Source organism: Helicobacter sp. NHP19-003 (assembly GCF_019703305.1).
Lineage (GTDB): Bacteria > Campylobacterota > Campylobacteria > Campylobacterales > Helicobacteraceae > Helicobacter > Helicobacter gastrocanis.
Genome location: NZ_AP024814.1, coordinates 1044214 through 1056507 on the forward strand (window position 1 = coordinate 1044214; position 12294 = coordinate 1056507).

General features: G+C 44.1%; 9 protein-coding genes. 3 read left to right on the plus strand and 6 right to left on the minus strand.

Annotated features, from left to right (window positions below; all coding sequences use genetic code 11):
* Positions 1 to 7: 7 nt before the first annotated feature.
* On the minus strand, positions 8 to 790 hold the full coding sequence (locus tag K6J72_RS05450) for a LamB/YcsF family protein (protein WP_221281143.1): 783 nt from the start codon (positions 788 to 790) through the stop codon (positions 8 to 10).
* Positions 791 to 827: 37 nt separating this feature from the next.
* Between K6J72_RS05450 and K6J72_RS05455 the strand changes: the two genes are divergently transcribed.
* Genes K6J72_RS05455 through K6J72_RS05465 form a run of 3 tightly spaced genes read left to right on the plus strand, consistent with a single transcriptional unit; the run spans position 828 to position 2560 of the window.
* A complete protein-coding gene (locus K6J72_RS05455) occupies positions 828 to 1703 on the plus strand; it encodes a class 1 fructose-bisphosphatase (RefSeq protein ID WP_221279116.1) in 876 nt (291 codons plus the stop codon).
* Positions 1679 to 1861, plus strand: a complete 183-nt coding sequence (locus K6J72_RS05460; RefSeq protein WP_221279117.1) for a hypothetical protein — start codon at positions 1679 to 1681, stop codon at positions 1859 to 1861. The genes K6J72_RS05455 and K6J72_RS05460 overlap by 25 nt, the downstream gene beginning before the upstream one ends.
* A gap of 15 nt (positions 1862 to 1876) precedes the next feature.
* Positions 1877 to 2560: an outer membrane protein gene (locus tag K6J72_RS05465; protein ID WP_221279118.1), complete on the plus strand. Its 684-nt coding sequence runs from the start codon at positions 1877 to 1879 to the stop codon at positions 2558 to 2560.
* A gap of 7 nt (positions 2561 to 2567) precedes the next feature.
* Here K6J72_RS05465 and K6J72_RS05470 read toward each other — a convergent pair whose 3' ends face one another.
* The 5 genes from K6J72_RS05470 to K6J72_RS05490 form a co-directional block, all read right to left on the minus strand.
* Positions 2568 to 4622 carry an AIPR family protein gene (locus K6J72_RS05470; RefSeq protein WP_221279119.1) on the minus strand — a complete coding sequence of 685 codons (2055 nt, stop codon included), beginning with the start codon at positions 4620 to 4622 and terminating at the stop codon, positions 2568 to 2570.
* Positions 4615 to 5526, minus strand: a complete 912-nt coding sequence (locus K6J72_RS05475; RefSeq protein ID WP_221279120.1) for a PD-(D/E)XK motif protein — start codon at positions 5524 to 5526, stop codon at positions 4615 to 4617. The genes K6J72_RS05470 and K6J72_RS05475 overlap by 8 nt, the downstream gene beginning before the upstream one ends.
* Complete coding sequence (locus K6J72_RS05480; RefSeq protein WP_221279121.1) at positions 5519 to 8251, minus strand: Z1 domain-containing protein; 2733 nt, start codon at positions 8249 to 8251, stop codon at positions 5519 to 5521. Before K6J72_RS05480 ends, K6J72_RS05475 begins: the two co-directional genes overlap by 8 nt.
* Positions 8252 to 8261: 10 nt before the next feature.
* Positions 8262 to 9656: an ATP-binding protein gene (locus tag K6J72_RS05485; protein WP_221279122.1), complete on the minus strand. Its 1395-nt coding sequence runs from the start codon at positions 9654 to 9656 to the stop codon at positions 8262 to 8264.
* Between the two features lie 261 nt (positions 9657 to 9917).
* Positions 9918 to 12278 carry a ribonucleoside-diphosphate reductase subunit alpha gene (locus K6J72_RS05490; RefSeq protein WP_221279123.1) on the minus strand — a complete coding sequence of 787 codons (2361 nt, stop codon included), beginning with the start codon at positions 12276 to 12278 and terminating at the stop codon, positions 9918 to 9920.
* Between the last annotated feature and the right edge of the window lie 16 nt (positions 12279 to 12294).

Below are 12294 nucleotides of genomic sequence, written 5' to 3' on the forward strand. Positions count from 1 at the left end.
TAAGTGGCTAATGTGTGCCCCCTTTAAGAAACGCCCTTAAGGGTTTGATTTGCACCCCATTGTGCAGCAAGGCTTCTTTGATTTGCATGGCCAGCCACACGGCTTGGGGGTTGTCGCCATGCACGCAGATGGTGTCGGCTTTGATCTCTATCTCTTTGCCGCTGATGGCTTGCACTTTATGCTCTTTGACCATGAGCACCACCCGTATTAAGGCTTCTTGCAAGTCGGTTACAAAGGCTTGGGGGTGGCTTCTTGGCACGAGTCGTCCATCGTCTAAATAATGCCTGTCGGCAAACACTTCGTGGGCGATTTTTAAGCCCAGCTCTTGTCCTAACTTTGCCATAGGGCTTAAGCTAGGGGCCAGCACGATTAAATCTGGGTCAAACTCTTGCACCCCTTCTAACACAGCCCTAGCCAGCTTCAAATCGTAGCCGGCTTGGTTGTAAAAACTCCCGTGTAATTTGACATGCTCTAGGGGGGTTTGTGCCGCCTTAGCAAAGGCAAAAAGAGCCCCCACTTGATAAAGGGTGTAGGTTTTGGCTTCTTTGGGGCTGATGTTTAAAGCACGCCTTCCAAAGCCCAGCAAGTCGGGGTATCCCGGGTGTGCGCCCAGCCCTAAATTTAATTTTTTGGCCAGACTCACCCGCTCTTGCATGATTAAAGGGTCGCTTGCATGCCAGCCGCAAGCCAAATTGACGCTACTCACACACTCCATGATGGCGGTGTCATCACCCAAAGAATACACACCAAAACCTTCGCCCATGTCGCTGTTTAAATCCACACAATCCATGTTAAAATGGTAGCACGAAATTCTAAAGGACAAGAAAATGCTAGCCCCCATTGTGCAAGCCTTGCAAGCCCTAGCCCCTAAAGTCTATCATGCCATTAAACAAGGCGACACCCACTACACCGCCCACAAAAACCCCACCGCAGATTTACAATTAGCCGTGGATGTGGCGGTGGATCATTTGATCTTTGGAGAGTTGATGCAAACGCCCAGCGTGGGGGGCGTGATGAGCGAAGAGAGGGAGGAGGCGCATTACAAAGAAAAGGGGGATTTTTTAATCGCCTTTGACCCCTTGGATGGGTCTAGCGTGGTGGGGGCGAATTTTCTAGTGGGGAGCATTTTTGGGGTGTATGCCCGCCCGCCTTTGGGCTTTGCTGAACCGCAAATGGCTCGCCACATTAAAATGGGGGCGTATCTTCTCTATGGGGCGAAGTTAGAATTAGTCGTGGCAAATGAGGCAGGGGTGAAACACTATGTCTTTAATGAAGACAAGCAAGAGTGGCACAGCAAAAAGGATTTAACGCTTAAAGACAAGGGCAAGAACATAGCCCCCGGGGGCAGCTGGCAACACTTTAACTCCGAGTATGTGGCGTTTTTGATGTCGTTTTTCAAGCAAGGTTACCGCTTGCGTTACAGCGGAAGCATGGTGGCCGACATACACCACTTACTCAGCAAAGAGGGGGGGTTGTTTTGCTACCCTGCCACACAAGATGCCCCTTTAGGCAAATTGCGTAAACTCTTTGAGGTCTATCCCCTAGCCTTTGTTGTAGAAAAAGCCGGGGGTCTAGGCTTTGAGGGCACACAAGAGATTTTAAACACCCCTTTAAACAGCCTACACGATAAAAGCCCGTGTTTTCTAGGCTCAAAAGTGGAAATGGAGGCTCTCAAGCAATGGATGCTTACGAACAAAAACTAGATGAATTGAAACAAAAGGTGCAGGCCTGCCAAGAACGCAAGGGCGTGGGCTCTTGCCTGCGTTGCAGTTTGACCTTAGAGTGTGTGGACAGAAAAGCCTATGTCGCCAGCGTGTATGCGAGCATGAACAAGGGAAAACAAGGCAATTTTGATTTTTAGCTAAAAGGATTTTTGATGTATTTTAAGAGATTTGGGCTTGGTGTGTGGGGTTTGTGTGCGCTGGTGAGTGTGGCTGTTGCCGAGAAAAATGGCGTGTATGTGTCGGGCGGTTTACAATACACCTTAGTGAAAACCACGATTTCTAGGGGGATGTATGCCAATGAGGCACAACCTTTTGCCTTAAGCGGTTACACCCCAGGGATGAGCAACATGTATGGCTTTAGCCTCAATGCCGGCTATAAAATGTTCTTTGGCAAGCTGGAGAGGCGCAATGGGGTGCGTGTCTATGCCTTTTACGACTACGGCTACGACAACCCCAGCTTTAATGGCCCCCGCTTGAACGACAATGTCTATGGCGTGGGGGCGGACTATCTCTTTGACTTCATAGACAAACGCCAAATGCAAGTGGGCTTTTTCATGGGATTTGCCTTTGCCGGGAGTTCGTGGAGCAACTCGGGGGCTTCTTATGTCAAAAGCCTAGCCAAATACCCCGGGGTGAGCGAGAATTTCAGCTATTTTCAAATCCCCGTCAATGTGGGCGTACGGGCAAATGTCAGCAAGCACCAAGGCTTTGAATTTGGGCTAAAGATCCCTTTAGTGCGTAATTACTACTTCCGCTCCACAGCCCCCGGGGGCATTTATGGCCTGACCTTCCAAAGAAGTGTCGTGCTGTATGGCAATTATGTTTATAATTTTTAAAAGATGCTTAAAATGTGGGCACATCCACTTGTTGTTTAATGACAAGCCCCTCTCTCATGGCATTCTCATAAAGCTCATAAAGGATTTTTGCTTGTTTTTCAGAGGGAGGGTTTAAAACCCCTGTAGCCATCTTAGACAAAATATCCATTTGTTGCGTAGAAAGTTGCCCCGCCAAATCCTCTCTTTGGTAGTATGCCAAAACTTGAGGCCAATACTTGAAACCAGTAACAAATATCCATTTTTCCATGTCTGTTGTGCGCTTTTTATCCTTTTTTGCCTCTTTGTTGATATATTTTTGCTCCTCTGCACTGGTTAAAATGCCTTCATCGATCTCTAAATTGAAATCTATTTTTTCAATGTGCTCCCAACACAGCTTGGTTCTACACCATTGCAAGGCATTTGTGTTGCCTACTGGGGGATTTGTGATGTGGGTATAGACATTTGGGGCGATATGGGCTAATATTTTTTGAAGGGGAGCGGACACCTTCTGCTCTTCCCAAATCTTCATAAAATTTAGAAATGATGATCGTTGCTCCAAATAATGCGAGAGGTAGGCAAGGGTGTAAGCCACACATGGCGTTCTATACCCACTCGCATACCAGTTTGCCTGAGAAACAATTTTTTCTGTTTGTCTAAACATGATGATGCGGGCAATCGCTTCTTTAAAGTAATTTCCTGTGATGCTGAACTCATCTTTTTCGAGTGTTTCGGTGATGTGTTTTGCAAACTTCTTAAAGCTATCTTGTGCCCCGTTAGACACAACATAGGGTGCTTGTAGCCACGCCACTTCGCTTTTAGCCAAGAGCGACTTATCCACGAGCTGAGATTTGGGGCGTTTTTTTAAGAATTGATTTTTTTCTTTAGAGGTCAAATACATTTGTTCGGTTAAATATTCACCCCGTACGCGTTCGTAAAACCAATATGTTTTGATTTGTACGCCATCTCGAGCTGGAGCTAAAATGTTCTTAGAATACTCTTTAAAATCTCTATGAAAGGGGCTGTTTGAAAAGAAGTCGGATTTATTGACCTTGTTTTGCGTGTTGGCGCATTCACTGACCTTAGCAACAAACGCATCTTGTTTAGACTCATTGGCAACCACAGAGAGTTTCATTTGGACATAAACTTTAGAAACATCATTTTTCTTGTTCTTGCTGGTTGCATAGATGGAGGCTATGGTTTGCCCTCCATTGACGATTTGAAAATTTGAAATCTTTTTAATCTTGCCATTTTCCACAACAACGCCACTTGCGGTTGCCGTGATGCCATTATTGTAAGCAAAAAACATTTCAGGCTCGTATTCTATGGTGTTTCTAATCCCCTTATTAACATTGCCCTTAAACTGCAAAAATGTACGGATGTTCTGCTCCAAAAGCCGTGATCCGTAATCCCCGTAGATTTTTGCAAGGGTTGTGCCATCCACCACACTGAGATATGCGTTATATTCCTCTGTGGGGGTTTTGACAACCAAAACGGGTAAATTCACCTCAACTTCAAAGCCATTGCTTGAATCGTCCAGTTTATACATCCTGTATAAATACTCCATATCCCTAATGCAATGCTCGATTTCTATAGAAGACTTGGTTTCATTGGGGATCACAAGCAAGTTTTTAGTCGCTTTGCCATCGGTGATGAGGATGAGGCGCACTTTTTCAACCATGTTTTTAGAGAGGTAGGTGTAGATATTATATGCCATAGAGTGGTGCGTAAAACCCTCTTCCATAGATTCATAAAGCTTGTTAGCCGTTTCTTTGAAAAATGTTTTGAGTTTTTTAAATTTGGAGTCGATTTGGGCTTTTGTGAGCGTTTGGAGCGTGTCGCTTTGAAAAAAACAAGACACCAGCAGACTCAGTTCTCCCCTCTCTTCATCAAACGCATAGCCACAAACCTCCATGTCTTTTTTGTTGTACTCGGCTAGCTCGCAAGATTCAGAGAGTTCGCCGTCCTTTACAAGCTCATCGCGAATCGATTCAATAAATGCTTCGTGCTTACTCATCCCACGGCTTTGGGTTTCAACCGCAACCCTTTGCATAAAATCTTGATGAAACTCTTCTAAACTAAACATGATTTGCCTTAAATGTGAGATCAGCCACCAAAAACTCCGTGCATTGGAGCAAATCAATGGTGTATTTGACATTCATGATCCTTGGGTCTATGCTTGCCCTTGTGATTTTAGGAAAGGTCTCTACCACTTCATAGATAGACTTTTGCTCCACTTTAAAGCGGTGCATTTGATCGGGGTTTGGTTGATAGCCCCACTCAAATAGTTTCGTATAGAACAATTCAACATCTGTTTTATCCTCTATACATCCCTCAATGTCTTTTGCTAAGTCTTCCACGCTGTCTCCATAGGTGCTTTGTGTAAGTGCATAGGTGGCTAAATACAATTTTTCTTTCTTGTTCTCCAATTGTTCTGCAGAAGAGATGGTCACTTTTGGGGGTTTTGAAGAGGGGTGTGTTTTGATCTCCACAGCAAAGTGATTGAATAAGAAATCTTGTGTGTCAAATACCCAAGCATCAAGAGCCTCTTTAACCCCTAAGTATTTTACCGCTTCTTTTAAGAAGTGCAGTTCTCCAAATAAACCCATTTGTTTTTCTAATCCAAAGTCCTCTTTGCTTGCAAATAATTTTTTCCACTTTAAGAGCCGTTGCGTGATCTGTGGGGCGATATTTTGAGTGATGGCGTTGTCATCTAAAAGGACGATCAAGTCCTCACAAACAAGTTTAAAGAGCTGCCAATTCGTGTGGTTGCTAAGAGCCACATAAAATTGTGTAGAATGTTCTTGATTAACCACCTGAAAACTTAACCCCTCAAATGCAACGCTCTTACTGGACTTTGTTTTGACAGGCACACCAATGCTTAAGAGATACCGTCCACTCTCATCCACCATCCAAAAGAGGTCGTGCGGACAATCGCTCTCAACCCGTCTTTTAGTGTTCTTTGCCATGTTCTGCCAAGGGTTATTCATCCTCATCCCCTCGAATGTCTTCTTCTCGTAGTGCTTGAGCCACCGTGTTAAGGGCGACTTTTTTAACTAGTTGCGATTGATCCTTAACACCTCTATAAGGAAAGCACACACCATAGGCAGGAACCAAGACTTCTTGATTGCCAAAAGGGTTTGTTTCTAAATCGCCCTCCAATATATACATTGTAGAGATCGAGAGCATCAACACGGGATTTTCTAATTCCGCCCTTAAAGATAGGTGGTGTATGCCCCGCTGTCCTGTTTTTGTAGTTTTGGCTTGCTCTACAATCGCCCCATATTTTTCTTTATCCAATAAAATTTCTTCAGGGTCCTTTGAAATCAGTTTTCTGCGTCCGGATTTTTGTAGATGGAGGCGATTATTTTGCTTGATAACTTTGCGTTTTCCCGCTTGGATATTTATATTAAACTCTTTGAGTTTCTCTATGGGTGTGCCCCTACCGCCGTATAAGATCACATCCCAAACTTGATCTTTCTCTTCAAGATATTTTTGGATCGGCTCAATAAGTTGCCACATGCTCTCGCCATAAACAGACTTATGGGACATTTTAAAGCAATTTACAAATTCTAAAATGCGCTGCCGATCTACACCTTTATAAAGAACTGCCTGATCTTTTCCATGGCGTTCAGTACGCAAAGAGCTAATGGAGCGGATGAGATCAAGCAAACACTTGAGATTGTCTTCATGCTCTTGTGGTTGGTGGCTGAAATCTGCTTGCTCTCTTGAAACACCGTTTAAGTTTAGGTCTAGGGTGATGGATTTAACCTTTTTCATCTTGTTTCTAGCTGTGATTTGCAAGATATTGTTTGGATCTTGCCTAACAGCAAGTCCAAAATCTGAGGGTGTCGATCCATCTTGGGACATCTCTATAAATTTTTGCATGAGTTCATCCACGCACTCAACAATGAAGGCAAAGTTCTCCCGAGTCTCTTGGGGCATGTAAATCTTACATAAGTCTTTATAGCCCTCTCTATAACCAAACCAACGCCCCATTTGCATGAGGGTGTCGTAACAAGTGGAGTTGCGGACAAAATAACTCACACTCAAACCCTCTAGGGTGAATCCACGCGCTAAGCTTAAACCCCCCACAGCAATAATATTCTTATCTTCTTTGTAGTTGATGGGGTGTTTAGTTTTTTGATGGATGGCTTTAACAATAAGAGCGGAACCCTCGCTAATGGTGCAAGACAACTTTTCTAAAACTTCTTGCCAAGAGTATCTAATCTTAGGATTATGTTTTTTGATTTGGCTAAACACTTCTTGCATAGTGGCGATCAAAACACTCTGTCTTTCGGGGTTTTGGAGCTTAGCATAAGCTAAGATATCCTGCTTAAGCCCATCAATATGATCTGCGATCCGGGCATCTATGCGTTTATGCATGTCTGTAAAACGACTCACATTGACTAGCATGCTATTGCACTTATTTTCATATCCACTCAAATGTCTAATGGCAATATTGATACAGAAAACATGGATTGCTTCTAATAAACTTTTTGGCAATGCTTCAACTTGATGTTCTTTATTGTGTTTTAGGGGAAACGCCTCGTCATGGTCTTGGATATCCACTAGATATTGTTCTGGATTGTCTATAAAGATTTCTTGCGCTCCGCAATAATTGCTAGGGGTATCGAGAGCATAGATAAAATCATTGGGGAATAAATCCCCTTCCACCCTATGATCAATAAAGATATTGGCAAAAGGTGTGGCGGTGTAGGCAACATAAGTACTTTTTTCAAAGAGTTTTAAAAGATCCCTAATTTCTTTATTGATAGTGGTCGGATCTTCATCGGTCTTTGTGTTGATCGATCCCCAATCCGATTCATCGTCAATGAGTAACATGGCATGTTTGGCGATGCTATTCTTATAATGGCTTTTGAGCCATTGAATAACGCTAGAAATTGTAGTCGTATTCTTTTTGATCACTAAAAGAAAAGAGGTGTTTGTGTTGTCTAAATTAAGTCCTTGGGAATTCTTTTGGGCATCTTTTTGTTTAAAATCATCCTTTTCTGTTGTAAGACTAATGGGTTGTTTTTCTCGACTTGGAGCGATCAAGCCCACCCCCACATCTTCCCCCCTATCGTTTTTGCCAACAAACATCTCATTGATCCGCACCTGTGTTTGGTTTCTCAATATATTTGTATTGCCTGCCATGACAACAATGAACTTATAGCCTGCATCCACCGCCTTTGTGATTAAAGAGCCGTAGTTTGTGGTTTTACCCGATTGCACATGCCCGACCACCATGCCAAAAATGCTAAACCTCTCCTCTTGTTTAGGATTGCCAAGCTGGTTTAAAATTGAATCTGTATCTTCACCAACTGCTCTAATCACTTCTAGGGGAAACCCTTTCTTTTCTCCCAAAAACTTTCTTAATCTATTCCAATAAAATCGATCGGGATTGCCTTTTAAACTCTTACGATACCACTCTGTATCGCGTTCTTGTTGTTCTTTCCCTTGGATGACTGAGCCTAAATCCATTTTGACATCAAAATGTTTTTCTAGTTCTTTTTCCAACTTGTCGTAGTCCTCTTCTGTAAAATCCCCACTGCAACCAAATACTTGTTCTTTAACAGGTGAATCAATGATTGCTTTTGCCTTCTGCACGGCACTAGGAATGTCTGTCTTTTCAAGCATTCCACCATGCTCTTCATAGATTTCAGCAAGTCCCCTTCTTGCAAATTCAAAAACATTTTCGTAAAAACTTTTCATAATAACTCCTTTATTTTCGTTTTTTAAAGCCCTCGATGTGGGCGATTTCCTCTGGGCTCAACCCCAATTTTTCAGCCCATTCTAGCATTTCTTTTCTTTCAGTTTCAGAAATAGTGTCTTCTTGCAAAAAAGCGTGGGGGTTTTGTTGTACTTGGATTTGGATCGCCTCTATGGGGAGATAGGCTTGGAGCGATTTGAGATAGAGATTTAAAAGTTTCTTTTGCGAATCGTCCAATGCATCTATGAGGTTTTTATAAAAAGGATGATCTTTGTTGATCGCAAAGTGCATTGGAGGATTTGCACGCATAAGGTCCCAAAATCTCACCACATTTTTATCCCCAATCTTGCGCCCACGCACAGAAAAAGGCTTTTTGCCATCTTCCATAGCTTTTGATGCGATCCGCTTGAGTTGTTCCTTGATCCCTGCAAGCGGATTTGCCATAGACTTTTTAACATCTATCCTCCAAAGCGCGTCTTGATCGTTCGAGATTTCAATTTTAATGCGCACAAGTTTAGTTGCCTCGCTTGCCTTAAAAAGCCCCCACCATTTCCCATAAACGAGCAATCTATGTGCCCGATACAAATAAAACCCTTGGGATTTGACATAGCCATCTCTGCCCCCATACTTCTCCCACTCCACTTGAGAAACCTTAGAATGGTGGGGTAGAATAAAGGGGGTAACCTCGATCCGCTTTCCATTGTAGGGAATGATCTCTGGCCCTTTATCAAAGGTCGCTGGGTGATCGGGGTTAAACGGGTTAAAGGGTTTTATGGGGGTGTTGTTGATAAATATTTTGAGTTTCTTTGGGAGGCAAGTCCCCTCTAAGAATTGGTGAAATACAAGGGATAAATGTTCTCTTAATGTTTGCAAATGGCTAGTGATTTGATCGACTTTGTCTATCTCTTCCCAAATGACAAGAGTAGCAGTTGCATATTGGTTGAAGTCGTGGAAAATCTCTAGTTGTTTGTAGTCCTCTAAATCAGGGGTGAGTAAATACCAGTCATTGCGCCGACACATATAATCCAAATCCCATTGCTTGGCATAAATGTTGTCATCTTGCTTGGATAGAACTGTGAGCTTTTTGCATTGCGAAAAAGAAGCTGACTTTAAACCAAGTCCAAATTTACCAAGTGCCGTCGGTTCTCTTAGCATGTTTGGATCTTTTGATCCCATCCGCATAGCTTCTTTAAGCTCGTTTTCGCTCATCCCCGAGCCATTGTCTAAAACACAAAATAAGGGTTTGGGGTTTTGAATCGCATAAATCTTGACAACATCTGCCCCTGCCGAAATGCTATTGTCTATAATGTCCGCAACCGCCACCTCAAACGAATAGCCGATCTCACGAAAGGACTTGATGTAATTCACGAAATTGGGTTCTAAAATTTCTGCCTTAGGCTCTTGCATGAAACCCCTAACCAAGCATATTTGTCATCAAAACGCCCAATGGTAGCTGGCTTTCACTTGAAAACAAATAAAAATAAAAGAGGGCTTATAGGTTACTACATATTATTAAGCACCACTAGGGTAAAACTTCATAAGATTTCAAAACTAAAATAGCCTAAAGCAAGAAACGCAAAGCGTTTTATTGGGATTTCTTAGCGCAAATCCCGCGGATCAAACAAATCTTATAGATCGATTAAATCCCGTGGATTTGCCTTTAAAAAATCACTGGCAATGGTGGCATTCGATGGAGCGGTCGAAAACGCCTTTTTCTTCTAAGTGGGGGCTTTGGGTGCGTAGGTAGTAGGTGGATTTTAGCCCAAGCTTCCACGCTAGATGGTAGATTTCGTGCAAGAGTTTGCCATTGGCTTTATCGGGGCGTAAAAAGAGATTTAAACTCTGCCCTTGGTCGATCCACTTTTGGCGTACGGCGGCTAGGCGGACAATGTTTTTAGGGTCAATGTCGTAAGCAGAAGTGTAGTAATTCCAAGTCTCAAGGCTCAAGTTTGGCACGACTACGGGGATCATGCCGCTTAAATTCTCTTCAAACCATTTCTTTTGGTAAATGGGCTCAATGGTTTGGGTCGTGCCGACTAAAATAGAGATCGAGCTGGTGGGCGCAACCGCCATTAAATAGCCATTTCTAAGACCCTGTTTTTGCACCTGTGCTTTGAGGCCATCCCAATCGCAAGTGGGCTGACGGGGGGCGATCTCTAGGGCTTCTTTTTTGGCTCTATCCACGGGGAAAACGCCCTTGCTCCACGCCGAGCCTGCAAAGTGGGCGTAGCTGCCCCGCTCTTTAGCTAGATCACTGCTTGCCTTGATCGTTTCAAAACTGATTTTCTCCATTAAAGCGTCTATTTTAATGGCGTGCTCCACGCTCCCCCATACAATTTGGGCTTGGGCGAGCATTTGCGCCTCGCCCATCACACCTAGCCCGATCGCCCGACTTTTTAGGTTTGTCTTTTTAGCTTTAGCGGTGGGGTAGAAGTTTAGATCGATCACATTATCCAGCATACGCACGGCAATGGGCACGACCCGCTCAATGTCTGCTGGGGTGTGGATTTTGCTTAAATTCAAGCTGGCTAGATTACACACGGCAAGCGTGCCCTCTTCGGGGACTTTGGTCGCCATGAAGATTTTTTGCCCGTTGATCGAGTCGTTGCTGGTGAGTTTGTTTGCCCTCTTTTCAATGCCCGCATCGGTGCAAATACGCTCTTCTTCCTCAAAATACGCCCTCTTGCCATCGACAAAATCCACTTGCATTTTGTAGTGGCTGGAGCGGGTGTTTTGGTAAATCTCGGTGCAAAGGTTAGACGAGCGGATCATGCCGGCGTGGGCGTTGGGGTTGGCGTGGTTGGCGTTGTCCTTAAAGCCTAAAAAGGGCAAACCGCTCTCAAAGTAGTTGGTTAAAATCTTTTTCCACAGCGTACGGGCACTGACTTTTTCTTTGCTGATATGGGGGTTTTGCTCGTAGGCAAGGTAACGTTTTTTAAACTCTTCTCCATAGTGTTCGGTCAAATCTTTGCACACATAGGGGTCAAAGAGCGTCCAAACTTCGTCCTTTTCCACCCGCTCCATAAATAGATCGCAAATCCACAGGGCTGGGAAGAGATCGTGGGCACGGCGGCGTTCATCGCCGCTGTTTTTGCGTAAGTCAATGAACTCCAAAACATCCATGTGCCAAATCTCTAAATACACAGAGATCGCCCCCTTACGGGTGCCGAGTTGATCTACGGCGATCGCCACATCATTGACGATCTTTAAGAAAGGGATCACCCCTGCACTGGCACTTTTATGCCCGTCAATGTAACTGCCTAAACAACGCACTTGGCTAAAGTCCCAGCCGATCCCCCCGCCATATTTGGAGAGTAAAGCCATGTCCTTGTAGCTGTCAAAAATCCCCTCTATGTTGTCAGGGGTCGAGCCCACATAGCAAGAGCTGAGTTGGTGGTTTGGGGTGCGTGCATTGGAGAGTGTGGGTGTGGCACACATCATTTCAAAGCGGCTTAAAACCCCGTAAAACTCTAGGGCTTTGGCATTGGGATCGCTCTCATTTTGTGCCAAGAACATGGCGATTGCCATGAACATGTGCTGGGGCAATTCGATCGGGCGGTTGTACTCATCTTTGAGCAAGTAGCGATCGTAAAGAGTCTTGATACCTAAATAGTTGAATTGCAAATCCCGTTTTTGATCGATCGCCTTGTCTAAACGCTCCAAATCAAACTTTTCTTTAAAACCCCGGACAATGCGTCCTTTGCTCTCACCCAGCTCCAAATATTTTTTTAGTGGCAAGTAGCCTTGAAACCCGCTCACATTTTCGTATAAGTCCTCTAAGAAGAGCCTAGCGGCGACAAAGCTCCAATTAGGCGCGTCAATGTCGATTTTATCCACCGCCATGCGGATTAGGGTTTGTGCCATGTCTTGCGTACTCAGGCTGCCTTTAAAGTAAATCTCTGCCTCTAATTCCAGCTCGCTGGCACTGATGCCCTCTATGCCCTCTGTGGCTTGTTGTATGCTCTGGCGTATCTTGTCCATGTCTATCGATTCGGTGCGATCAGTGCGTTTAATTGCTGTCATTTCCATGAATTGCCTTTAATCG